Genomic DNA, 22,485 nt, shown 5'->3' on the forward strand with positions numbered 1-22,485 from the left:
GGTTTTGGAACAGGTTTTGGGGGTTTGCACGCAGTCTTGTCGCTGCGGGGGCATCATAGGGGCTGTGCGCAGCGCTGGGAAAGCGTTTGGCGATGTTCGCCTTTTGTGCTAATTGGTGGAAAAATACTTTGAACACATAGGCAAAGGCCGGGCAGAACATGCGCATTTTGGGAATTGATCCGGGGCTTCGCAACCTCGGGTGGGGTGTTATCGAATCGCAGGGCAGTCGGCTCAGCCATGTGGCCAATGGGGTCTGTACCTCTGATGGGGATGATCTGGGCGAGCGGCTGTTGTCGCTGCACAATCAGGTCACCGAGGTGATCGCGGCCTATCAGCCGACCCAGGCGGCGATCGAACAGACCTTTGTGAACAAGGATGGCGTTGCGACGCTGAAACTGGGGCAGGCGCGTGGGGTTGCGCTGCTGACCCTGGCCAAGGCGGGGTTGCCAACCGGCGAATACGCGCCCAACCGGGTGAAAAAGACGGTGGTGGGCGTGGGTCATGCCAGCAAGGAGCAGATCATCCATATGGTGAAGCTGCAGCTGCCGGGCTGCGATCCCAAAGGCGCCGATGCAGCGGATGCTCTGGCGATTGCCATCTGTCACGCCTATTACGGTGGCACCCAGCAAAGACAGCTCAAGGAGGTGCGGGCATGATTGGCAAACTGACGGGCCGTGTGGACTATCGCACCAGCGACCATCTGTTGATCGATGTGCGCGGAGTTGGCTATCTGGTCTATTGCTCCGAACGAACCATGATGACGCTGCCGGCGGTCGGGGAACCTGTGGCGCTCTATACGGATATGGTGGTGCGCGAGGATCTGATGCAGCTCTATGGCTTTACCTCGCTGGTGGAAAAGGAATGGCATCGCCTGCTGACCTCGGTGCAGGGGGTTGGCGCCAAGGTGTCGCTGGCGATCCTTGGCACCCTGGGGCCGGATGGGGTCAGCCGCGCCATTGCTCTGGGGGATTGGGGCAGCGTCAAAGCGGCCAAAGGTGTGGGGCCGAAGACGGCGCAGCGTATTGTGCTGGATCTCAAGGATAAGGCCCCCGGCGTCATGGCCATGGGCGGCAGCCTGCCCGATGCGATGGAGGGGCCTGATCTTGACGCGGTGGTGGAGCCGGTTGAGGCTGCCGCCGCTGCGCCAAAGCCCGGGCGCAAATCCGCCGCCAAGAAACCCTCTGGCGCGGCGGCGGCCTCTGCCGGGGCGCTGTCGGCGCTTGGCAATCTGGGCTACAGCCCTGCGGATGCGGCCTCGGCCGTGGCCGAGGCGGCGGGTGACAACCCGGAGGCCGATGAGGCGGCGCTGATCCGCGCAGCGTTGCGCCTGCTGGCCCCAAAGGGATGAGGTGCATCGTGTTACCGGAAGGCCTGCCCCTGAGTGCGGTCGCAACCGGACCCAAAGGCCAGATAATAGAAGGCCAGACAATAGCATGTCGCCAACCCCAGAGAGGCCCAGATGATCGACGCTGACCCAACCCTGCGCCCCGAGCCGATCCCCGAGGATGGCGCGAGCGATGGCGACCGCGCCCTGCGTCCCCAGGGACTGTCTGAATTTATCGGCCAGGCTGAGGCCCGCGCCAATCTGCGGATCTTTATCGAAAGTGCGCGCCGCCGCGGTGAGGCGATGGACCACACGCTGTTTCACGGGCCTCCTGGGTTGGGCAAAACCACCCTGGCACAGATCGTGGCGCGGGAGCTCGGGGTGAATTTCCGCATGACCTCGGGGCCGGTGCTGGCCAAGGCGGGCGATTTGGCGGCGATCCTGACCAATCTGGAAGCGCGGGATGTGTTGTTCATTGATGAGATCCACCGGCTGAACCCGGTGGTGGAGGAGATCCTGTATCCCGCGCTGGAGGATTTTGAGCTGGATCTGGTGATTGGCGAGGGGCCGGCGGCGCGCACCGTGCGCATTGAGTTGCAGCCCTTTACCCTGGTGGGGGCAACGACACGCATGGGGCTGTTGACCACGCCGCTGCGGGATCGCTTTGGCATTCCCACCCGTTTGCAGTTTTACACGGTGGATGAGCTGTTTGAGATCGTCAGCCGCAATGCCCGCAAACTGGGCACCCCTGCGGATGCGGAGGGCGCCCGTGAGATCGCGCGGCGCGCACGCGGCACCCCAAGGATCGCCGGGCGGCTCTTGCGCCGCGTGGTGGACTTTGCGGTGGTCGAGGGCGATGGGCGCATCACCCGAGACCTGGCGGATGGGGCCCTGACGCGGCTGGGTGTGGACAGGCTGGGGCTGGATGGCGCCGACCGGCGCTATTTGCGTCTGATTGCCGAAAACTACAGCGGCGGCCCGGTGGGGATCGAGACGCTGTCAGCAGCGCTGAGTGAAAGCCGTGACTCGCTGGAAGATGTGATTGAGCCGTATCTGTTGCAACAAGGACTGATTCAGCGCACCCCACGCGGGCGGATGTTGGCGCAGAAGGCCTGGACCCATTTGGGCATCGCCCCGCCGCCGCGCGCGACGGATCTGTTTGGCTAAGCAACCGCAATTGCCCCATGCGAGACACATCAATTTGCGTGTCTCTGGTGTTTGCGTGGCCTTGGTGTTTGGACGTCACAGGCGCTGAGAGGCAGCAAGGTCACCAGCAGGCAGGGTGATTTGGCAGGGGGGCGGTACCTCCTCGCGTCGTTTTCTGGAAGATGAGATGGCAGATTTGCCGGGCTTCGCTCTGTTCTGTACCGATTGGCAGGGAACTGAGGCGGAGGCTTCCGTAGGGGCAGAAATCACAACGCGCCAGGGAGGCCGGGACCTGAAAAAAACGGGTTTGAGTTGCTGAGAAGGCCTCAAGGGGCGGGTCTGCCCCGTGAGGCCGCATTCAATTGTTTTGCAGCGGGCGCCTCAAGGACAGGCCGCTGCGCGGGGCCTTGCGGCCTCCTTGACCCGCAGGTCTGGGCAGATATCGGGGCAGGCTGCCTGCGCGGCTGAGCGGGCTTGCCGTTTTGCGCTGTGGCGGGCATAGAGCGGCAACCCGCCTGTACCTAATCTGATGGAGTGCCGCCATGTCGTTGGATCTGACCCCGGAAGAAATCCAAGCCCTGTTTACCCGCAGCGATGGCTCCTACGGGTTTGCCCGCTGGGGGCGTCCCATCGCGCCCATTGTGTTTGGGGTGCAGGAGGAGACACTGACGGTGGTGAAGGGGGCGATTGAGGCCGTGGCGACCTTGGCGGGTCATCCGATGGCGGAAACCGACCCGGAACTTGGCTCCAACCTGATGTTCTTTTTCTTTCGCGACTGGGCTGAGCTGCTGGATGTGCCCGACCTCGGCCGCCTGATCCCGGATCTGGCGCCATTGGTGGCGCGGCTGCAAGCGGCCGACGCCAGCCAGTATCGCGCCTTTCGTTTTGATGACACCGGCGCCATTCAGGCCAGTTTTGTGTTTTTGCGCATGCAGGGGGCCATGGCTGAACTGCCGGCTGAAACCCTGGCGCTGAGCCAGGCGGCGCAGGTTATTCTGCTGTGGGGGGATCAGGCCTTTGCCGAGACCTCGCCGCTGGCCATCCTGCCAGAGACCGGTGCCACAATTCTGCGTCCCGAAATTGCCGCGATCATTGCCGCCGGGTATGATCGGATGATGCCACCTTCGGCTAATGACGCCTCCCACGCATTGCGGTTGTTTGCGCGATTGCAGGCGCCAACACAGGGGTAGGCCATGCGCTGCTTTCTAGGGCTGGCTTTGCCGGATCCGGTTTTGGATCTGCTGGAACGACTGCAGGACGAAATCCCGGTGGGGCGGCTGGTGCCCTGGGAGAACCTGCATATCACCCTGAGCTTTCTGGATGAGCAGCCGGAAGTGCGGCTGGAGGCACTGCACCAGGAGTTGCTGAGGCTGAAGGCGGCGCCGCTGCAGTTGGAACTGCGCGGGCTTGGCGTCATGGGGGGCAAAAGCCCAAGAGTGTTGAGCGCGCAAGTCACCCCGAATGCGGCGCTGACCGCGGTGCATCGCCATCTGCGCACTGTGGCGCAGACCTGCGGTATGGCATTGCCGCGCGCCCGGTTTCGCCCCCATGTGACACTGGCACGGTTTGGGGCACGCCAGCAGCCGGGGCAAGTTCAGGCGATCCATCAACTGCTGCAGCATTTTGGCGGCTTTACCACTCCGGTCTTTTCGGTGCACCAGATCACGCTCTACCAATCGACACTGCTGCCAGATGGCGCGCGCTACGAAGCGCTGGCGCAGTACCCGCTGGAAGCAGAGACAGCCTGAGAGCGCAACGGAACATGCCGCAGCAAGGCTACCGGGGCTTGTAGCTGATTTATATGGGTTTTAGGTTGCTGAGCAGAGCACAGGAGCACAGGCCAATGATCCATACCTTTCCGGTCCGCGTTTATTACGAAGATACCGACATGGGCGGTATCGTCTATCACGCCAACTATCTGCGGTTCATTGAACGGGCCCGCAGCGACTGGGTGCGTGGTCTTGGCAATGATCAAAACGCCATGCGCGATGCCGGGGTGATCTGGGTGGTGCAGCGGATTGAGGCGGATTACCTGGCGCCTGCAAAATACGACGACGAGCTGCTGATTGAGACTGAGGTGACCAAACTGACACCGGCGCGGCTGAATATGGGGCAACTGGTCAAACGCGGCGAAACTGCGCTGTTTCGGGCCCATGTTTCGGCGGTGTGTATCTCTTCTGAAACCGGGCGGCCAACGCGGCTTCCGGCAGAGATTCGCGCATTGCTGTAACATTACCGCCTTTGTGCACTGTTTGATTGGCTTTTACGGCTGAACTCCGCTAGCGTGCCTGTAAATAAGGCCGCAACAGACGGCTGATCGTGAGTGATGGCAACAAGCAGAACGTCTCGGGGCTCCTGAACTGGGGCGCGTGGCAAATACGTAAGACCGGAGCGATCCGGCAGAGAATTGAGCAGGCAAATGGAAGCAGAAACTCTGGCGCTGGCGCAGGAGATTGATTTCTCCATGTGGGGTCTTTTCGCGCGGGCCACCTTTACCGTGAAACTGGTGATGCTGTTGTTGACCGCAGCCTCGATCTGGTCGTGGGCGATTATCGTGCAAAAGCTGATCAACTACCGTCAGGCCCGCCGCCGGGCAGCGCTGTTCGATCAGGCTTTTTGGTCCGGCGAGCCGCTGGATGGGCTGTTTGACCAATTGGGGCCGGAGCCTTCGGGCCATTCAGAGCGCATTTTTGCCGCTGGCATGGCGGAATGGCGGCGCAGCCATCGTAGCGATGGCGGGCTTATTCCCGGTGCTCAGGCGCGGATTGACCGCTCGATGGATGTGGCCATTGCCAAAGAGACCGAAGACCTGCAGCGCGGGCTGTCGGTGCTGGCCACCGTTGGCTCTACCGCGCCCTTTGTCGGGCTGTTTGGCACGGTCTGGGGCATTATGACTGCCTTTATCGAAATTGCGCAGCAGCAAAGCACCAATCTGGCGGTGGTTGCCCCCGGTATTGCCGAGGCGCTGTTGGCCACCGGGCTTGGCCTGCTGGCGGCGATCCCGGCGGTGGTGTTCTACAACAAGCTGAGCGCCGACAGCGATCGTATTCTGGGTGGCTACGAGGCCTTTGCCGACGAATTTGCCACCATCCTCAGCCGCCAGTTGGATTCCTGAGCCATGGGCGCAGCGGTTCAACAGAACTCTTCGGAGACGCGGCGGCGTGGGCGGCGGCGTGGCCGGGCGCGGCCCATGGCCGAAATCAACGTCACGCCCTTTGTCGATGTGATGCTGGTGTTGTTGATCATCTTTATGGTGGCGGCGCCGCTGACCACGGTTGGCGTGCCGGTGGATCTGCCAAAGACCGAGGCGGGGGCGCTGCCAAGTGAGCAGGAAGAGCCGCTGACTGTGACGATGATCCTGGGCGGTGAGATCCAGATCCAGACAACCCCCGTGACGCGGACTGAGCTGGTCTCCAAACTGCGCGCCATTGCAGCAGAACGCACCTCCGAGCGCATCTATCTGCGGGCGGATGGTGGGATTTCCTACCGCGAGGTGATGCAGGTGATGGGGGCGCTGAACGCAGGCGGCTTTGCCAATGTTGGTCTGGTGACGGATGTGGCCGGGCCCGAGCCGACAGCTGGACCCGTCCCCACAGGCGCGCCAGCCAGCAGCGCGGATCAATAAGCGGGAGCTTGAGGCAGTTTTATGGGCCTGCAAACCGGAACCAAAATCTCTCTTGCGGGGCACGGCCTTTTGGTGGGCTGGGCGGCCTTTGGCGCCTGGCTGCCGTCAGAGCCTTTGCCGATTCCGGTACAAGAGGTTGCGGTGATCTCGGCTGATGAGTTCGCCCGGTTGAGCCAGCAGATCCAGGCGCCTGAGGTTACCGAAACCCCGAGCAACCTGACGCCACCTGACCCGGCGCAGGAACCGCCCGAGGTGTCCGCCCGCCCGGAAACCCGGCCCGAAACCCGCCCCGAAACCACTGCGCCGCAAGCCACCCCGGCCCCTGTGGTGGAAACGCCAGTGGCAGCGCTGCCAGAGCCAGAGCCGGAACCAGAGATCACCGATACGCTGCAAGAACCGGAAACCCCGCCCGAGCAGGCAACGGACGCCCCGGCGATTGTTCCCAGCCCTGTGGTCCCAGAGCAGGTCCGCCCGGCTGACCGGGTGGCCCCGGTGCCGGTGGAGGCGCCAGAACAGGAAGTGGCAATTGACGATCTGGTGCAGCCCGAAGTGAGCCCGGATGAGGGCGCCTTGAGCGAACAAGAGGTGCAGGAAGCCACCGCCCCCGAGGCTGCCAGTGACCGAATTGTCACCGAAGCCAATGAAAGCGACGAGGCAGAGCCCGCGCCACCTGTCACCGCGCCGGCAACCTCGGTCCGGCCCAGAACACGGCCACAAAGACCCAGGCCGCAAGCCACCGCTGCCGAGGTTGCCGAACCCACACCGGCCACGCCAACGACGCCGCAAGAAGAGGACCAGTCCGCAGCGATTGAGGATGCTTTGGCAGCGGCCATTGCAGGTGGTGGCGAGGTGGCAGCACCAGAGCCCGCTGGCCCGCCGCTGACGGCGGGGGAAAAAGACGCGCTGCGGGTTTCGGTCTCCAAATGCTGGAACGTCGGCTCGCTGTCCACCGAGGCGCTGAAAACCACGGTCGAGGTTTCGGTCTCGCTGGATCCGGACGGGCGGCCCAAAACCGGCACCATCCGCATGGTTTCCAGCACCGGGGGTTCAACCGGAGCTGCCAAACAGGCCTATGAGGCGGCACGCCGGGCAATCATCCGCTGTGGCGCCAAGGGGTTTAAACTGCCCAGCGACAAATATGACCATTGGCGGGACATCGTCATGACCTTTAATCCAGAAAAGATGCGCATCAAATGAGACACCAAAATTTGATCACGCCTCGGCCGGGGCTCGACTATGACAGGGGGAGGGGGGATTTTCCCCCTGCATTGACACCCCCAAGCCCCGATACTGCCCCGATAGACCGCACTGATACTCACCTCGGAAAGGACGCGACGCACATGAGGCGCACCCTGACAGGCCTTTTGGCAAGCCTTCTTCTTGTGGCGGCGCCCCTGCTGACCACTGGCAGCGCAGCCCAGGCCCAGGACGGGCCGCTGCGGATCGAAATCACCGATGGGGTGATCGAACCCTTGCCCTATGCGGTGCCCAATTTTCTGCCCGAAACCCCGGCAGCGGCCGAACTGGCCAATCAGATCACCCGGGTGGTCGCGGCGGATCTCAGCGGCACCGGGTTATTTCGCGAAATTCCCGCTTCGGCGCATATCTCCACGGTGAGTGATTTTAACGCGCCGGTGCGATTCGCCGACTGGAAAGCGGTGAATGCCCAGGCGTTGATCACCGGGTCGGTTTCGGTCAATGGCAAGCAATTGACTGTGCGGTTTCGCGGCTATGATGTCTTTGCCGACAAGGAGCTGGGCTCGGGCCTGCAATTCAACGGCACCACAGATGGCTGGCGGCGCATGGCGCATAAGGTGGCAGATGCCATCTATAGCCGGATCACCGGCGAAAGCGGCTATTTTGACAGCCGGGTGGTTTTTGTTTCCGAGACAGGCCCCAAAAACGACCGCCGCAAACGGTTGGCGATTATGGATTATGATGGGGCAGGCGTGCAGTATCTGACCAATAGCGCCGCCCTGGTTTTGGCGCCGCGGTTCTCGCCCACTGGCGACCGGGTGCTTTATACCAGCTACGAGAGCGGCTTTCCGCAGATCCATGTGCTGGATGTGGGCAAGGTGCAGCGCCGGGTGCTGTCGGCAGACAAGGGCATCATGAGCTTTGCGCCGCGCTTTGCGCCTGATGGCAATACTGTGGTCTATTCGCAGGCCGAGGGCGGCAACACCGATCTCTATACCATGGATATCGCCACCGGGGCGCGTCAGCGTCTGACCAATGCGCCCTCAATCGAGACAGCGCCGTCCTATTCGCCCGATGGCAGCCAGATTGTTTTTGAAAGCGACCGCTCGGGTACGCCGCAGCTATATGTCATGGCGGCAAGTGGTGGTGAAGCGCGCCGGATCAGCTTTGGCAAGGGGCGCTATGGCACCCCGGTCTGGTCGCCGCGTGGAGATCTGATTGCCTTTACCAAACAAAGCAAAGGCCGCTTTCACATTGGTGTGATGCGGCTGGATGGCAGCGAAGAGCGCCTGCTGACGGCCTCCTTCCTGGATGAAGGGCCGAGCTGGTCCCCCAATGGCCGGGTGATCATGTTCACCCGCGAAACCCAGGGGGCCAATGGCCGGGCCTTGCTGTATTCGGTGGATATTCTGGGGCGGAACCTAAAACCGGTGCGCACCCCGGATGGTGCTTCGGACCCGGCCTGGTCACCGTTGCAAAAATAACAGGTGGTCAAAGGGCGGACCGGCATGAAAACGCAAGACTGGAAGACCTGCATAGAATCGGCCCAATCTCTGTGATAGATTAGGGCTAAGAAACCAAAGGAAAAGACACTGTCATGAGCGGTTTTAAGAAGGCATTTGTGCTTGTTGCGGCCTTGGGGCTTTCAGCCTGTAGTAACACCTCCTGGGACGATACCGGAGCGGGCGGCGCCGGCGGTCCTGGCGGCATTGGCTCCAACCTGGACCCGGCCAGCCCAGCCTATTTTCAAGAAACCATCGGGGACCGTGTGCTGTTCCTGGTGGATCAGTCGAGTTTGAACCCCACAGCGGAAGCCATCCTGCAAGGCCAGGCGCGCTGGTTGACGGCCAATCCAGATTACACCGTCACCATTCAGGGCCATGCCGATGAACAGGGGACGCGGATCTACAACCTGGCCCTGGGGGAGCGTCGCGCCAATTCCGCGCGGGAGTATTTGATCTCGCAGGGGATTGCCGGCTCACGGATCCAAGTGGTCAGCTACGGCAAGGAACGCCCGCTGGAGATTTGTTCTGCCGAAAGCTGCTATGCCAAAAACCGCCGTGCCGTCACCGTGCTGGCGGGTGGATTGACGGGGTAACATGATGCGTCTGATGCGAGCGGCCTTTCTTGTCGGTGCTTTGTTTGGGACTTCGGTTCTGGTCTCGCCGGCCTTTGCACAGGATCAACAAACCCTGGCGGACATCCGTCAGGAGCTGACCGTGTTGCACGTGGACATCCAGCGTCTGAAGCGCGAGCTGTCGACCACAGGCGGGGTGAATTCCACCGTGGCCGCCAGCAGTTCTGTTCTCGACCGGGTTGGGGCCATTGAGGCTGGGTTGCAGCGGCTTACGGCGCAGACCGAGCAGCTAGAGTATCGCATCAACCGCATTGTTGCCGATGGCACCAACCGGATTGGCGATCTGGAATTCCGCCTGGTTGAGCTGGAAGGGGGCGATATCGGCGCCCTGGGCGAGACCAGCACCCTGGGCGGCGAAGAAGCCCTGGCGGCGGGCGGCACATCGGGCGGCGGCCAGGCGGCCACTGACAGCGGCAGCGAACTGGCGGTTGGGGAGCAGGCCGATTTTGACCGGGCAATGCAGGATTTGGACGCGGGCTCCTACCAGGTGGCGGCGGAAAAATTTGCAATCTTCACCCAGTCTTATCCCGGCAGCCCGCTGGCACCAGAAGCCGATTTCAGCCGCGGCAAGGCGCTGGACGGGCTGGGGGACACGCGGGAAGCGGCGCGCGCCTATCTTGCCTCCTTTACCGGCGATGCAAATGGCCAGACCGCGCCAAAGGCGCTGTTTGAATTGGGCGCCGCCCTGGGGCGTCTTGGGCAGCTTGATCAGGCCTGCATTACCCTGTCAGAGGTGGGCGTGCGGTTTGCGGGGGGCGATATGGTCGCGCCGGCTGAGGCCGAAATGACCGCGTTGGGATGCTCTTGACGCAGCCCAATGCGGCTGGCGGTTTGGGCAGGGATGATTTGGTCAGTGCCCTGCGCCAGCAGTTTCCCCCACCGCTGCCTGCGCGCATCGGCATCGCGGTGTCCGGTGGCGGCGATTCCGTCGCGCTGATGCATCTTCTCAAAGACTGCTTTTGCGATGACCCGGTCGAGCTGATGGTGGCAACCGTCGATCATCAGCTGCGCCCCGAATCACGACAAGAGGCCGAAGAGGTTGCGCAGATGGCGCAACAGCTTGGTCTGCGCCATGACATTCTGACCTGGGGCGAGGGGCCTGAGCCTACAGGGAACCTGCAGGATCAGGCACGCCGCGCCCGTTACGCGCTGTTGACCGCCTGGGCGCGGCAAAACGGCATTCCGGTATTGGCGCTTGGCCACACCGCGGATGATCAGGCTGAAACAGTGATTATGCGCCTGAAGCGCGCCGCTGGGGTGAATGGCCTGGCCGGTATGGCGCAGCGGCGAACCCAGGATGGGGTCTCCTTGCAGCGGCCGCTATTGGGTCTGCGCCGCAGCGACCTGCGGCACTACTTGCAGGCTGAGGGGCGGCGCTGGATTGAAGATCCGTCAAACGAAGATGAGACCTACGACCGGATCAAAACCCGCAAGGCGCTGGCTGTTCTGGAAGATCTGGGACTGACAGTGCCCGCTTTGGTCACCGTGGCGCAGAACATGGGCAAGGCGCAGACCGCTTTGGGCTGGTATGCCTTCTTAACAGCGCGGGATCTTGTTGAAATCAAGGCCGGGGCGGTGGTTTTTGAGCTGCGAAAATTTCGAACTCTGCCGGATGAGATCTCGCATCGGTTGATGGTTCAGGCACTTTTATGGGTTTCTGGTGGCCAATACGCGCCGAGGCGACAGCCAATGATCGAAGCTGTCGCTATTGCGCAACGGGGCGGTTCATCCACCCTGGCGGGCTGCCGCATCCTGAGCCAGCGGGACAAAATCTGGATTTGCCGGGAAGCTGCCACCGTGCAACAGGCGGCTGGCGATCCTGGTGAGGTGTGGGATCAGAGATGGCGGGTTTTTGCAGGAAAATTAGAGGCTTGCGAGGTGCGCCCCCTGGGTGCGGCGGGGGTGAAGCTCTGCCCCGACTGGCGGGCAGAGGGCTGTCCTGCGCCGGTTCTGGAAGTCACCCCATCGCTGTGGCGGGAGGGCAACCTGATGGCCGCGCCACTGGCTGGATTCGCCAATGGATGCAGTGCAGAACCGATAAATAGTGCAGAAGAGTTCTTCGCATCGCTTTTATCGCATTGAACCTGCCTGAATGTTCCTTATTTTATGCGCAACGAGGGCGTCCTGAGAGGGCGCCCGGATATTAGGAGATATTCCTTGGGTAACGCACGTAACATCGCCTTCTGGGTTGTTCTGTTCGTCTTGATTCTGGCGCTGTTCAATCTGTTCAGTGGCTCAGGCGGTACGATGCAGAGCAATGAGCGCTCTTTCTCGGATTTTGTCACCTCGGTGGAAGCTGGTCAGGTCAGCACCGTGGTTCTGGATGGCGAGCAGGTTCGCTTTTCCACGTCCGATGGTCAGAAGTATGTGACCATCCGGCCGTCGGATGCGGAAGTCACAAAGCTGCTGATCGACAATAACATTCCGGTGCGCGCTGAAAAACAGCAGCAGTCTGGGTTCCAGTCTTTCCTGATCACCCTCTTGCCCTTTGTGCTGTTGATCGGTGTCTGGATCTATTTCATGAACCGGATGCAGGGCGGTGGCAAAGGCGGGGCCATGGGCTTTGGTAAATCCAAGGCTAAGATGCTGACGGAAAAGCACGGCCGGGTCACATTTGACGATGTTGCCGGCATTGATGAGGCCAAGGAAGAACTGGAAGAAATCGTCGAGTTCCTGCGCAACCCGCAGAAATTCTCGCGGCTCGGCGGTAAGATTCCCAAAGGCGCGCTGCTGGTGGGCCCTCCCGGTACTGGTAAAACCCTGCTGGCCCGTGCCATCGCAGGGGAGGCCGGTGTGCCGTTCTTCACCATCTCCGGTTCTGACTTTGTTGAGATGTTTGTTGGTGTGGGTGCATCCCGGGTGCGCGATATGTTTGAGCAGGCCAAAAAGAACGCGCCCTGTATCGTGTTCATTGATGAAATCGACGCTGTGGGCCGTCATCGTGGCGCCGGCTATGGCGGTGGCAATGACGAACGTGAGCAGACGCTGAACCAGCTGCTGGTTGAAATGGACGGGTTTGAAGCCAATGAGGGCGTCATCATCCTTGCTGCCACCAACCGTAAAGACGTGCTGGATCCTGCCTTGCTGCGTCCGGGTCGTTTTGACCGCAATGTCACCGTTGGCAACCCGGATATCAAAGGCCGCGAAAAGATCCTCGGCGTGCATGCCCGCAAGACCCCGCTGGGGCCTGACGTGGATCTGCGCATTATTGCCCGCGGTACTCCGGGTTTCTCGGGGGCGGATCTGGCCAATCTGGTCAATGAATCTGCCCTGATGGCAGCCCGCGTTGGCCGCCGCTTTGTCACCATGGAGGATTTTGAAGCCGCCAAGGACAAGGTGATGATGGGGGCCGAGCGTCGCTCGATGGTGCTGACCCAGGACCAGAAAGAAAAGACCGCCTACCACGAGGCAGGCCATGCGGTTGTTGGCTTGAAACTGCCGGAATGTGATCCTGTCTATAAGGCCACTATCATTCCCCGTGGTGGAGCCCTGGGTATGGTTGTGTCGCTGCCGGAGATGGATCGCCTCAACTGGCATAAGGATGAGTGTAATCAGAAGCTGGCCATGACCATGGCAGGCAAGGCGGCTGAGATCATCAAATACGGCGAAGACCATGTGTCGAACGGTCCTGCGGGCGATATCCAGCAGGCCAGCCAATTGTCTCGCGCGATGATCATGCGCTGGGGGATGTCCGATAAGGTGGGTAACATTGACTATGCTGAGGCCCATGAGGGCTACAGCGGCAATACCACCGGCTTCTCTGTTTCGGCCCATACCAAAGAGCTGATCGAGGAAGAGGTCCGTACCTTCATTCAGAACGGCTATGACCGCGCCTTTGAGATCCTGACAGAGCATCAGGACGAATGGGAGCGCCTGGCGCAGGGGCTGTTGGAATATGAGACCCTGACCGGAGATGAGATCAAGCGGGTGATGAAGGGCGAGCCGCCGCATGAAAAGGGCGACGATTCGGATGAAGATCAGGGAAGTTCCTCGGTCACAGCCATTCCGAAAGCCAAGCCCAAGAAACCCTCCTCAGATGGGGAAACTGATTCGGGCCTGGAGCCGGAACCAACTTCCTGAGGTCCTTGAACCGCACTAAAACGTAATAAACCCCGGGATGCTGCATTGGCGTTCCGGGGTTTTTCTTTTGGCGGTGTTCTTTAAGGATCTACGCTTTGGGGGTGGCGCAGCGGCGGCGGGCAGCTAAAGCTGCCCGCCGCCGCTGCGCCCGGGTCGGATCGCTTTGCGATCCGACCCGAAAGAGGGCTTTCTCTTGCTGGGGATAGTCTTATTGTCGCCAACAAAAGCCTACGTGGTATCTGGGGAAAAGGGGCGAGACATGCCGGTATTGTTGGAAACAAAATTCAAAGGTGAAGTGGTCTGGGCTGGGGAAACCGGTGCCGATAGCGGTATTGCCTCCACGCAGGTGGCGGCTCTGACGCTTGGTTTTCACGGGGTGAGCGGGGAACGTCACCAGGGTGAAAACCGCGCTTCTTGTGTGCGTATGCGCAACCTCTACCCAGAAGGGACCACCATCCGGAACGTGAGACAGCTGAGCATCCTGTCGGAGGAGGAGCTGGCGCTGATCGCGGCGGATATGGGGTTGCAACGGGTCGATCCTGCCGCCCTGGGGGCCAACCTGGTGCTGCGTGGTATCCCGGATTTCACCTATGTGTCGCCCTCCTCCCGGCTGCAGGGGCCCGATGGGGTCACCCTGACCGTGGATATGGAGAACCGCCCCTGCATCTTTCCGGGGCGCGAAATTGACAAAGATCACGCAGGTTTTGGCCCCAAGTTCAAACCTGCGGCGCGTGGGCGCCGGGGAATCACTGCTTGGGTTGAGCGCCCGGGGCAGTTGAAACGCGGCGACAGCCTGCAGCTGTTTGTGCCAGATCAGCGCGCCTGGGCGCCCTAGGGGCAACCCATCGGGGACAGAACTTTCGTTTTGGCAACTTTCGTTCCCTCAAACTTTGGGGGACGCCGCTTCACGGCCGGAAAATGTCGGAAACCACGCGCGCAAGCTGCCACATTCTGACTAAATCTGAGACAGAACCGGTAAATTCAGGCCGGTGTTCGTTTTCTCACATTCAGGAACCAGGCCATGAGCTACAAGAGTGACATCGAGATCGCCCGCGAGGCGAATAAGCTCCCGATCCAAGAGATTGGTGCCAAAATCGGAATTTCGAGCGGTGATCTGCTGCCCTATGGCCACGATAAGGCCAAGGTCAGCCAGGAGTTCATCAACTCGGTGCAGGACCGTACCGATGGCAAGTTGATCCTGGTGACCGCGATCAACCCGACGCCTGCGGGTGAAGGCAAGACCACCACCACCGTGGGGCTGGGCGATGGCCTGAACCGCATTGGCAAAAACGCCATGGTCTGCATCCGTGAAGCCTCGCTGGGGCCAAACTTTGGCATGAAGGGCGGCGCTGCTGGCGGCGGCTATGCACAGGTTGTGCCGATGGAGGAGATGAACCTTCACTTTACCGGCGATTTCCATGCGATCACCTCGGCGCATTCGCTGCTGTCAGCGATGATCGACAACCACATCTACTGGGGCAACGAATGCGACATCGACATCCGTCGCGTCGCCTGGCGTCGTGTGGTCGATATGAACGACCGCGCCCTGCGTCAGATCACTGCCTCCCTGGGTGGCGTGTCCAACGGTTTCCCACGTGAAACCGGGTTTGACATCACCGTCGCCTCCGAGGTCATGGCGATCCTCTGCCTGGCCACCGACCTGAAAGACCTGGAAAAGCGCCTTGGCGACATCATCGTGGCTTACCGCCGCGACAAAACCGCCGTCTACTGCCGCGACATCAAAGCAGAAGGCGCCATGACCGTGCTGCTGAAAGACGCGATGCAGCCAAACCTTGTACAGACCCTGGAAAACAACCCAGCCTTTGTACACGGCGGTCCTTTTGCCAATATCGCCCATGGCTGTAACTCGGTCATCGCCACCAAAACCGCGCTTAAAGTCTGCGACTACGTTGTGACCGAAGCGGGCTTTGGTGCTGACCTTGGTGCAGAAAAGTTCATGAACATCAAGTGCCGCAAGGCCGGTATCGCGCCGTCGGCTGTGGTTCTGGTTGCCACCGTGCGTGCGATGAAGATGAACGGCGGCGTTGCCAAGGCAGATCTGGGCGCTGAAAACGTCGAGGCAGTGAACAATGGTTGTGCCAACCTGGGTCGCCACATCGAGAACATCAAAAGCTTTGGTGTGCCTGTTGTTGTTGCCATCAACCACTTTGTCACTGACACCGAGGCCGAAGTTGACGCGGTCAAAGCTTATGCAGAAACCCATGGTGTTGAGGCGGTTCTGTCGCGCCACTGGGAGCTGGGTTCGGAAGGCTCCGCGCCGCTGGCCGAGAAAATTGTTGAAATCGTCGATACCGGATCTGCCAACTTTGCGCCGATCTATCCTGACGACATGTCACTGTTCGACAAGATCGACACGATTGCCAAGCGCATCTACCGCGCGGACGAAGTGCTGGCTGACAACAAGATCCGCAACCAGCTGAAAGAATGGGAAGAGGCAGGATACGGCAACCTGCCGGTCTGCATGGCAAAAACCCAGTACTCCTTCTCGACCGACCCAACCCTGCGCGGCGCGCCTGTTGGCCATTCGGTTCCGGTTCGCGAAGTACGCCTTTCGGCAGGGGCTGGTTTCATCGTCGCAGTCTGCGGTGAAATCATGACCATGCCGGGTCTGCCCCGCACCCCTGCAGCAGAGAATATCTGCCTAAATGACGACGGCCAGATCGAAGGCTTGTTCTAAGACGCAAAATGCGCTTTCTGCGGCCCGAGACACTCTCTCGGGCCGTATGAGTTTTAAGCGATGACAGATTTGACCCCGGCGCAGAACTGCGCTGACATGACCGAACTGCGGGCCCAGATTGATGATCTGGACCAAATGCTGGTAGAGCTCCTGGCGATACGCGCAGGGTATATTGACCGGGCGGTTGAGCTCAAAAGCCAGAATGGCTGGCCGGCACGGATCCCGGCTCGGGTTGAGGAAGTCATCAGCAATGCCCGCGCCAAGGCGGGTCAGTCCGGGCTGGACCCGGATCTGATCGAGGGCCTGTGGCGCCAGCTGGTGGAATGGTCGATTGCGCGTGAGGCGCGAGTGATCCACGAGAGATAAGGCGAACCGGTTTGGTTTCGCGGTAAAAGGAAGAATGCAATGGCAGCAAACATCATTGACGGCAAAGCCTTCGCCGCCACGGTACGCGAAAAAGTCGCAGGGCATGTTGCGCGGCTGAAGGAAGAAAACGACATTACTCCCGGTCTTGCCGTGGTTCTGGTGGGCGAAGATCCTGCAAGCCAGGTCTATGTGCGCTCCAAGGGCAAGCAGACTGTTGAAGTCGGCATGAACTCCTATGAGCACAAGATGGAGGCCGATACCTCGGAAGAGGATTTGCTGGCGGTGATCAATGGGCTGAACAACGACCCTGCCGTGCATGGTATTCTGGTGCAGCTGCCGTTGCCCGATCATCTGAACGAAGACCTGATCATCAATTCCATCGCGCCGGAAAAAGACGTGGACGGGTTCCATATCTCCAACGTCGGCCTGCTGGGGACTGGTCAGAAATCCATGGTGCCCTGCACCCCGCTGGGCTGCCTGATGATGCTGCGTGACTATCACGGCAGCCTCTCTGGCATGGATGCGGTGGTGATTGGCCGCTCCAATATCGTGGGTAAGCCGATGGCTCAGCTGTTGCTGGGCGATAGCTGCACCGTCACCATCGCGCATAGCCGCACCAAAGACCTGCCAGAGGTGGTGCGCCGTGCCGATATCGTGGTGGCCGCTGTTGGCCGTCCTGAAATGGTGCCGGGCGACTGGATCAAAGAAGGCGCCACCGTCATCGACGTAGGCATCAACCGCATCCCGGCGCCGGAAAAGGGCGAAGGCAAGATGAAGCTGGTCGGCGACGCTGATTTTGCCAGCTGTTCGGAACGTGCCGGTGCCATCACCCCGGTTCCCGGTGGCGTTGGCCCGATGACCATTGCCTGCCTTTTGGCCAATACGGTTACCGCCTGCTGCCGCGCCAATGGTCTGGCAGAGCCCGAAGGCCTGACCGCCTGATCCTGCCGACCTTTTGGATTTAACACCAGCAGGGCGCCCTAAACAGGGTGCCCTGTGTTGTTTCAGGCCAAAGCTGCGCCTCTGGTGCTGGGCCAGGTCAGGATGCGCAGGGGCCGCCCCAGAAAACTGCCAGAGGCCAGCCCCAGCAGGGCCGGGAACAGGATCTGATAGACCAGCCCTGCGGTCAGGTCCGGCGCCACAGCGGCAAAGACGCCATTGGCAAAGTTGGCCCAGAACAACAACATCATGACGCAGAGGCTCAGCCATTCTCCGGTGACCTCAGCCCGCAGCCCGGTGCGGGTGATGATCCAGCGCCCCTGCAGCCGATACCCGCCAAGGATACCACAGAGATAGGCCAGGCCCCAGGCGGTCAGGGCCAGCTCGGGGCGTTGTTGCGCCATCAGGGTAGGGACGGTGGTCAGCGCAATCAGTGGCATCAGGAAATAGGGCAGGATCGAAATTTTGCGGTCCCGGCTACAGAAAATTCCCAGTCCAATCAGCAAAAACAGCAGCGGCCAGATCCAGATCGGGGCGCCCGTTACAATGCCGGTCACGATGCCAGGCAGAAATTCAGTTACAAAGTTCATCACCATATTCCTTGTTCAAAGACCAAAAACAACGGCATGCATCAGCCGCCCAGGCAGCAGGGTAAAAACGCCAGCCGCCGTCAAAGAGCCATAGGTGAGCCAGGTCATCACCCGGCGATGCCGCCCCATGCGCTTGCCGCGCGCGGCAGAGACAGCCACGACCAGCGACACCAGGGTCACCAGAGACAACAGGTGGATGGGGCTGAAGCCGCCAATCAATTGGATCTCCTGGATCCAGAAACTCGACAGGGCGACGCAGGCCATCAGCAAAACCCAAGCCCAGCCAAGGACCCTGTGCAGGCGATTGCCGCGCACCAGGGTGAACAGGGCGATGGTCAGCGGGATAAGGGCCAGGGCGGCACAGGCGTGAACCTGAATGGGCCAGGGCACAGAGAAAAGCGGTGAAAGTGTCATTGGAGGTCCATGGTTGATATCTGCCCTCAACCCATGGCAATTTCAGCGCAATATCGGCAAAGTGATTTACGCCAGAGGCCGGATGGCTTCGTGAAATGCAGGGAATTTTGTGGAAATGTCATTCACGATGCGCCAACAACCGATGACAGTTTGGCTGCTTTTGCTCTGGGTTCTGGTGACGATTTTTGCCGCCTCGGCCGGACCCTTTGGCACATTTGAAGGCCTGGGGTTTGGGGGGCGCCTTGGCTATTGGGCGGTGATTGTGGGCCTGTCGATCTGTCTGACCCGGCTGCAATTGCATCTGTTGCGCGGTCGGCCACAGATCCTGCGCTTTGCCAGCCAGCTGCCCTATGGGCTGGCGCTGGCGGCGATTGCCCACGGCATGAATATGGTGATCTTTGCAAACTGGGGCGGCTGGTCCGATTTTGGCTTTTTGGCCCTGGTGACGCTGAGTGTTGTTTTGATGATTGAGGCGGCGGTGTTTCTGGCCCGCAGCTATGCCCAGCCGGTTGTGCCGCCGGTGGTGCCGCCGACAGCTGAGCCCGACAACCCGGCGGCGCCGCCTGATCCCGGTGCTGATTGTGAACCTGACCCGGCGGTTCTGTTCCAGCGCCGTTTGCCACTGGAAAAACGCGGCGCTTTGATCCGGCTGGAGGCGCAGGATCACTATTTGCTGGTGGTCACCGACCAAGGCAGCGACACCCTGTTGTTGCGCCTTGGCGATGCCGCTGATGAACTGGCTGAGGTAGGGGTGCGGGTGCATCGCTCCCATTGGGTCAGCTGCGCGCAGGTGCGCGGGCACAGCCGCCAAAAGGGCCGTGATTTTCTCAAGATGGCGGATGGGCAGCAGGTGCCGGTTAGCCGCAGCTACAAAGAGGCCGCGCAGGCGGCGGGGCTTTTCTAGAGCCCTCGCTTAGGGCTTAACCGGCATCATGGTGCCTTGCAGCACGGCGATGAGTTTCTCCTCTTGGCCGGTGACGGCATGCACCTCGGCGCTGACCACAACAAGCCGGCGCCCGGGTTTGATTACCCGGCCCGTAGCGCGCAGATAGTCCCCGGCGCCGGGGGCCAACAGGTTGACCTTGATTTCAGCTGTCATCACCTCCTGATCTGGTGACAACAGGGTGAGCGCCGAATAGCCCGCAGCGCTGTCCCCTATGGCAAAGGTCAGCGCGGCATGGGCAAAGCCCTGCTGTTGACGGCTGGTGGCCAGGATGGGGGCTGTGATCACCACCTCTCCGGGGGCAATGCTGCTGAGACTGGCCCCGAGTGTTTCCATCATGCTCTGACGGGCAAAGCTGTCGCGAATGCGCTGTTCCAAAGGCGGGTCCTTTTGTTGCAAGTCGTGAATGTTCAAACGCCAAGCCTAAAGCAGGACAGGTCGCCTGCGCAGGTGACGCTGCGTGCCGATCAAGCGCGCAATGGCCTGCGGGCGGTGCAGCCCTGCATAGCCGCAGGGTGACAGCAGGGGCATTGTTTTACGCATCGTGACCCGCTCCTGGGCTGGGGGCTACGGCAGGTTGTCAGGTGGTGTCGGGATCCTTGGCAAGCTGCTCGGCGATGGCCTTGATTTCCTCCGGGAACCGGGTTCGGCCAATGGGGCCGGCCTCTTCCGTCCATGCGGCGAAGCGTTCGAACAGCGGCACAAACAGCGCGAGCTCTTCCTCGCTCCAGCCGGATAGGAATTCCCCAAGGATCAGAAACTTGAAGCGGCGCACAGCCTCGATGATGGCAGTCCCACGGTCTGTCAGCTCTACCAGAGTGCGGCGGGCATCGCGCTGGCTGGCGGTGCGCCTGGCCAGCCCGCGCGCGATCAGGTCACTGACAACGCGCGAGGCGCGCGAAGGGTCTATGCGCAGGCGGGTGGCGATGGTGGCCACCATTACCTCTTCGGTTTCGTCGTCGCCGCCAAAGGCGCTGGCCGGGGCCCAGATCGCCATCATTACATCCAGCTGCGCCAGATCGATTTCATCGTCCAGCCCAAAGGCCGCCAGGGCCGCCGCGCCCAGTTCGCGCTTGTTCACCCGGCGCCGCCACTGCTGCAGGACGCCATCGACCTCCAGTGCGGCTGTTCCGGTCCGGCTGTCAATTCCGGCCTGTTCCAGAAATTGCGTCAGTTCAGTGTCGCGTCCGCCTATAGCTCCGCCCTCCCGGTTGCTGACGCCCGCTGGGATCGTCATGTGAAAAATACATGCCGTTGACATGTAATTGCTAATATCATACATCTGCCACCAACAGATGAGCCGTTGCAGGACAGATCGCAAGCAGTCCGTTGGGATGGCATCTTTCCAGTCCACGGCCAGAGCAAGGATTATCATGTGAACGGACCAATCCCAAGTCCTCCCGCGCCCCTGGATGACCGGCAGCTGAAATTGATGATCGGAGCCATCGCTTCGGTTCTGTTTATTGCTTCGCTGGGGCAGACCGTGGTGACCACCGCGCTGCCAACTATCCTAAGTGAGCTGGGGGGGCTGGCGCAGATTACCTGGGTGATTACGGCCTATCTGATGGCGGCAACGGTGGGGGCGCCCATCTGCGGCAAGCTGGGCGATCTGTTTGGGCGTAAACCGGTGATGCAGGGCGGCATTGCGGTGTTTTTGCTGGGGTCGTTGATTTGCGCGCTGGCGCCCAACCTGTGGGCGCTGGTCGCAGGGCGGTTCGTACAGGGGATTGGCGGCGGCGGTTTGATCGTGGTGTCGATGGCCACCGTGGCCGATATGGTGCCGGCGCGGGAGCGGGGCCGCTATCAGGGGCTTCTGGGCGGCGTTTTTGCGGCCTCCACCGTGGTGGGGCCTTTGGCCGGGGGCTTTATCGTGCAGCATTTTGCCTGGGAGTGGCTGTTTCTGTTGAACCTGCCCCTGGGGCTGGCTGCTTTTGTGGTGCTTTCGCGCTCCCTGACCTCGGTGCCGACTGGTCGGCGTCCCTCAATTGACTACGCGGGAGGGCTGAGCCTGGCCCTGCTGCTGTCCTTGGCGGTCATCTCGGCAAGCCTGGGGGGCAGCGTTCTGGCCTGGAACAGTGCCGAGATGCTGGGGCTGTTGCTGGCGACAGCTGTGGCGTTGCTGGCCTTTGCGGTGATCGAGACACGCGCGGCAGAGCCGATTTTGCCCCTGGGGCTGTTTCGGATCAACACCTTCCTGGTGTCAAACGCAGTGGGGTTGATTGTCGGCTCTGCGATGTTCGGGACGATTGTTTTTGTCCCCTTCTTCATGCAGGTGGTCAAGGGCATGTCGCCGGCGCTGTCGGGCATGTTCACCTTCCCGATGATGATCGGCATCATTCTGGGCTCGACTATTTCGGGGCGCATCATGGTGCGGACCGGGCGGTATCGCCGGATGCCAACAGTGTCTACGCTGGTGCTGGCCGTAGCCATGGCCTCTTTTGCGCAGATGACCACCCAGACGGCTGATTGGTGGATCGCCGTATCCATGGTTCTGACCGGGCTGGGGATTGGACCTGTGATGGCAGTCGGGGTGACGGCAATCCAGAACGCAGTCCCTGTCTCTATGGTGGGGGTGGGCACGGCCAGCGCCAATATGTTTCGCATGATCGGCGGCTCGGTAGGCACAGCAGTGTTTGGTGCAGTCTTTGCCGCAGGTCTGACGCGGGAGCTTGGCGGCGCGCTTGGCGGGGTAAATCCGCGCAGTCTGAGCAAGGATGCCATTGCCGCAATGCCGCCTGAGCTGCGCGAGATGGTGGTGAGTGGCATCGCACAGGCTTTGCATCCTCTGTTCTGGGCGGCGGCCGTGATGGCCTGCCTCGCCTGCTTGATTTCGCTGTTTCTGACAGAAATCCCCTTGGAGGATAGACTGGCCCCCAGGGGCGCGGACGCCGCTGAATAGCGACCGGGCCTGCGGCAGCTGAGGCGGCAAGTGCTGTGCCGCTGAAAGGTCAGGCCGCAGTCAATATCCCTTTGGGCCGGAATGGCACCGGATTAAGACAGAGGCCCCAGAGGGCAAGGCAGATTGT

General features: G+C 61.1%; 24 protein-coding genes. 20 read left to right on the forward strand and 4 right to left on the reverse strand.

Going from position 1 to position 22,485, the window contains the following annotated elements:
* Positions 1 to 158: 158 nt before the first annotated feature.
* From ruvC to folD, 18 genes are all read left to right on the forward strand, one after another.
* Positions 159 to 656 (forward strand): crossover junction endodeoxyribonuclease RuvC, encoded by a 498-nt coding sequence (ruvC, locus tag QZ268_RS02760; protein WP_295447597.1) that lies wholly within the window; start codon positions 159 to 161, stop codon positions 654 to 656.
* Positions 653 to 1,348, forward strand: coding sequence for a Holliday junction branch migration protein RuvA (gene ruvA, locus QZ268_RS02765; RefSeq protein ID WP_295447600.1), 696 nt, complete (start codon positions 653 to 655; stop codon positions 1,346 to 1,348). Before ruvC ends, ruvA begins: the two co-directional genes overlap by 4 nt.
* 111 nt (positions 1,349 to 1,459) lie before the next feature.
* Positions 1,460 to 2,491, forward strand: coding sequence for a Holliday junction branch migration DNA helicase RuvB (ruvB, locus tag QZ268_RS02770; protein ID WP_295447603.1), 1,032 nt, complete (start codon positions 1,460 to 1,462; stop codon positions 2,489 to 2,491).
* Positions 2,492 to 3,012: 521 nt separating this feature from the next.
* Positions 3,013 to 3,660 (forward strand): hypothetical protein, encoded by a 648-nt coding sequence (locus QZ268_RS02775; RefSeq protein ID WP_295447606.1) that lies wholly within the window; start codon positions 3,013 to 3,015, stop codon positions 3,658 to 3,660.
* Between the two features lie 3 nt (positions 3,661 to 3,663).
* Positions 3,664 to 4,218, forward strand: a complete 555-nt coding sequence (gene thpR / locus QZ268_RS02780) for an RNA 2',3'-cyclic phosphodiesterase (RefSeq protein WP_295447610.1) — start codon at positions 3,664 to 3,666, stop codon at positions 4,216 to 4,218.
* A gap of 95 nt (positions 4,219 to 4,313) precedes the next feature.
* On the forward strand, positions 4,314 to 4,700 hold the full coding sequence (gene ybgC, locus QZ268_RS02785; RefSeq protein ID WP_295447613.1) for a tol-pal system-associated acyl-CoA thioesterase: 387 nt from the start codon (positions 4,314 to 4,316) through the stop codon (positions 4,698 to 4,700).
* A gap of 189 nt (positions 4,701 to 4,889) precedes the next feature.
* Complete coding sequence (gene tolQ, locus QZ268_RS02790) at positions 4,890 to 5,585, forward strand: protein TolQ (protein WP_295447616.1); 696 nt, start codon at positions 4,890 to 4,892, stop codon at positions 5,583 to 5,585.
* 3 nt (positions 5,586 to 5,588) lie between these two features.
* On the forward strand, positions 5,589 to 6,095 hold the full coding sequence (tolR, locus tag QZ268_RS02795; protein WP_295447619.1) for a protein TolR: 507 nt from the start codon (positions 5,589 to 5,591) through the stop codon (positions 6,093 to 6,095).
* 27 nt (positions 6,096 to 6,122) lie between these two features.
* Entirely contained in the window at positions 6,123 to 7,292 is a 1,170-nt protein-coding gene (locus tag QZ268_RS02800) for an energy transducer TonB (protein WP_295447924.1), read from the forward strand.
* Positions 7,293 to 7,447: 155 nt separating this feature from the next.
* Positions 7,448 to 8,776 (forward strand): Tol-Pal system beta propeller repeat protein TolB, encoded by a 1,329-nt coding sequence (tolB, locus tag QZ268_RS02805; protein WP_295447926.1) that lies wholly within the window; start codon positions 7,448 to 7,450, stop codon positions 8,774 to 8,776.
* Positions 8,777 to 8,889: 113 nt separating this feature from the next.
* Entirely contained in the window at positions 8,890 to 9,390 is a 501-nt protein-coding gene (pal, locus tag QZ268_RS02810; RefSeq protein WP_295447621.1) for a peptidoglycan-associated lipoprotein Pal, read from the forward strand.
* 4 nt (positions 9,391 to 9,394) lie between these two features.
* Positions 9,395 to 10,237: a tol-pal system protein gene (locus QZ268_RS02815; RefSeq protein WP_295447929.1), complete on the forward strand. Its 843-nt coding sequence runs from the start codon at positions 9,395 to 9,397 to the stop codon at positions 10,235 to 10,237.
* Positions 10,228 to 11,511, forward strand: a complete 1,284-nt coding sequence (tilS, locus tag QZ268_RS02820; RefSeq protein ID WP_295447624.1) for a tRNA lysidine(34) synthetase TilS — start codon at positions 10,228 to 10,230, stop codon at positions 11,509 to 11,511. Before QZ268_RS02815 ends, tilS begins: the two co-directional genes overlap by 10 nt.
* A 75-nt stretch (positions 11,512 to 11,586) precedes the next feature.
* Entirely contained in the window at positions 11,587 to 13,509 is a 1,923-nt protein-coding gene (gene ftsH, locus QZ268_RS02825; RefSeq protein ID WP_295447627.1) for an ATP-dependent zinc metalloprotease FtsH, read from the forward strand.
* A 259-nt stretch (positions 13,510 to 13,768) separates the two neighbouring features.
* A complete protein-coding gene (locus tag QZ268_RS02830) occupies positions 13,769 to 14,344 on the forward strand; it encodes an MOSC domain-containing protein (RefSeq protein WP_295447630.1) in 576 nt (191 codons plus the stop codon).
* A gap of 186 nt (positions 14,345 to 14,530) precedes the next feature.
* On the forward strand, positions 14,531 to 16,207 hold the full coding sequence (locus QZ268_RS02835; protein ID WP_295447633.1) for a formate--tetrahydrofolate ligase: 1,677 nt from the start codon (positions 14,531 to 14,533) through the stop codon (positions 16,205 to 16,207).
* A 60-nt stretch (positions 16,208 to 16,267) separates the two neighbouring features.
* Positions 16,268 to 16,573 (forward strand): chorismate mutase, encoded by a 306-nt coding sequence (locus QZ268_RS02840; RefSeq protein WP_295447636.1) that lies wholly within the window; start codon positions 16,268 to 16,270, stop codon positions 16,571 to 16,573.
* A gap of 39 nt (positions 16,574 to 16,612) precedes the next feature.
* Positions 16,613 to 17,515 (forward strand): bifunctional methylenetetrahydrofolate dehydrogenase/methenyltetrahydrofolate cyclohydrolase FolD, encoded by a 903-nt coding sequence (gene folD, locus QZ268_RS02845; protein ID WP_295447639.1) that lies wholly within the window; start codon positions 16,613 to 16,615, stop codon positions 17,513 to 17,515.
* Between the two features lie 62 nt (positions 17,516 to 17,577).
* Here the strand turns inward: folD and QZ268_RS02850 are convergent, their stop codons facing one another.
* On the reverse strand, positions 17,578 to 18,102 hold the full coding sequence (locus QZ268_RS02850; RefSeq protein ID WP_295447642.1) for a hypothetical protein: 525 nt from the start codon (positions 18,100 to 18,102) through the stop codon (positions 17,578 to 17,580).
* Between the two features lie 15 nt (positions 18,103 to 18,117).
* Positions 18,118 to 18,516 (reverse strand): DUF2306 domain-containing protein, encoded by a 399-nt coding sequence (locus tag QZ268_RS02855; RefSeq protein WP_295447645.1) that lies wholly within the window; start codon positions 18,514 to 18,516, stop codon positions 18,118 to 18,120.
* Between the two features lie 142 nt (positions 18,517 to 18,658).
* Here QZ268_RS02855 and QZ268_RS02860 point away from each other — a divergent pair, with 142 nt between their 5' ends.
* Positions 18,659 to 19,420 (forward strand): LytTR family DNA-binding domain-containing protein, encoded by a 762-nt coding sequence (locus QZ268_RS02860; protein ID WP_295447648.1) that lies wholly within the window; start codon positions 18,659 to 18,661, stop codon positions 19,418 to 19,420.
* A gap of 9 nt (positions 19,421 to 19,429) precedes the next feature.
* Here the strand turns inward: QZ268_RS02860 and QZ268_RS02865 are convergent, their stop codons facing one another.
* Together QZ268_RS02865 and QZ268_RS02870 are read right to left on the reverse strand one after the other, a co-directional pair.
* Positions 19,430 to 19,837, reverse strand: coding sequence for a PaaI family thioesterase (locus tag QZ268_RS02865; RefSeq protein WP_295447652.1), 408 nt, complete (start codon positions 19,835 to 19,837; stop codon positions 19,430 to 19,432).
* 202 nt (positions 19,838 to 20,039) lie between these two features.
* A complete protein-coding gene (locus QZ268_RS02870) occupies positions 20,040 to 20,696 on the reverse strand; it encodes a MarR family transcriptional regulator (protein ID WP_295447655.1) in 657 nt (218 codons plus the stop codon).
* Positions 20,697 to 20,834: 138 nt separating this feature from the next.
* Between QZ268_RS02870 and QZ268_RS02875 the strand changes: the two genes are divergently transcribed.
* The gene (locus QZ268_RS02875) at positions 20,835 to 22,358 is read left to right on the forward strand and encodes an MDR family MFS transporter (protein ID WP_295447658.1); all 1,524 of its coding nucleotides are present in this window, start codon (positions 20,835 to 20,837) and stop codon (positions 22,356 to 22,358) included.
* Positions 22,359 to 22,485 lie beyond the last annotated feature (127 nt).

It is taken from the genome of uncultured Pseudophaeobacter sp. (genome assembly GCA_905479575.1).
Lineage (GTDB): Bacteria > Pseudomonadota > Alphaproteobacteria > Rhodobacterales > Rhodobacteraceae > Pseudophaeobacter.

Excerpts from the sequence above, each read along its gene's own strand:
- ruvC (WP_295447597.1), top strand. The coding sequence starts at position 159 with ATGCGCATTTTGGGAATTGATCCGGGGCTTCGCAACCTCGGGTGGGGT.
- ruvA (WP_295447600.1), top strand. The coding sequence starts at position 653 with ATGATTGGCAAACTGACGGGCCGTGTGGACTATCGCACCAGCGACCAT.
- ruvB (WP_295447603.1), top strand. The coding sequence starts at position 1,460 with ATGATCGACGCTGACCCAACCCTGCGCCCCGAGCCGATCCCCGAGGAT.
- QZ268_RS02775 (WP_295447606.1), top strand. The coding sequence starts at position 3,013 with ATGTCGTTGGATCTGACCCCGGAAGAAATCCAAGCCCTGTTTACCCGC.
- thpR (WP_295447610.1), top strand. The coding sequence starts at position 3,664 with ATGCGCTGCTTTCTAGGGCTGGCTTTGCCGGATCCGGTTTTGGATCTG.
- ybgC (WP_295447613.1), top strand. The coding sequence starts at position 4,314 with ATGATCCATACCTTTCCGGTCCGCGTTTATTACGAAGATACCGACATG.
- tolQ (WP_295447616.1), top strand. The coding sequence starts at position 4,890 with ATGGAAGCAGAAACTCTGGCGCTGGCGCAGGAGATTGATTTCTCCATG.
- tolR (WP_295447619.1), top strand. The coding sequence starts at position 5,589 with ATGGGCGCAGCGGTTCAACAGAACTCTTCGGAGACGCGGCGGCGTGGG.
- pal (WP_295447621.1), top strand. The coding sequence starts at position 8,890 with ATGAGCGGTTTTAAGAAGGCATTTGTGCTTGTTGCGGCCTTGGGGCTT.
- QZ268_RS02815 (WP_295447929.1), top strand. The coding sequence starts at position 9,395 with ATGCGTCTGATGCGAGCGGCCTTTCTTGTCGGTGCTTTGTTTGGGACT.
- tilS (WP_295447624.1), top strand. The coding sequence starts at position 10,228 with ATGCTCTTGACGCAGCCCAATGCGGCTGGCGGTTTGGGCAGGGATGAT.
- QZ268_RS02830 (WP_295447630.1), top strand. The coding sequence starts at position 13,769 with ATGCCGGTATTGTTGGAAACAAAATTCAAAGGTGAAGTGGTCTGGGCT.
- QZ268_RS02835 (WP_295447633.1), top strand. The coding sequence starts at position 14,531 with ATGAGCTACAAGAGTGACATCGAGATCGCCCGCGAGGCGAATAAGCTC.
- QZ268_RS02840 (WP_295447636.1), top strand. The coding sequence starts at position 16,268 with ATGACAGATTTGACCCCGGCGCAGAACTGCGCTGACATGACCGAACTG.
- folD (WP_295447639.1), top strand. The coding sequence starts at position 16,613 with ATGGCAGCAAACATCATTGACGGCAAAGCCTTCGCCGCCACGGTACGC.
- QZ268_RS02850 (WP_295447642.1), bottom strand. The coding sequence starts at position 18,102 with ATGAACTTTGTAACTGAATTTCTGCCTGGCATCGTGACCGGCATTGTA.
- QZ268_RS02855 (WP_295447645.1), bottom strand. The coding sequence starts at position 18,516 with ATGACACTTTCACCGCTTTTCTCTGTGCCCTGGCCCATTCAGGTTCAC.
- QZ268_RS02860 (WP_295447648.1), top strand. The coding sequence starts at position 18,659 with ATGACAGTTTGGCTGCTTTTGCTCTGGGTTCTGGTGACGATTTTTGCC.
- QZ268_RS02870 (WP_295447655.1), bottom strand. The coding sequence starts at position 20,696 with ATGACGATCCCAGCGGGCGTCAGCAACCGGGAGGGCGGAGCTATAGGC.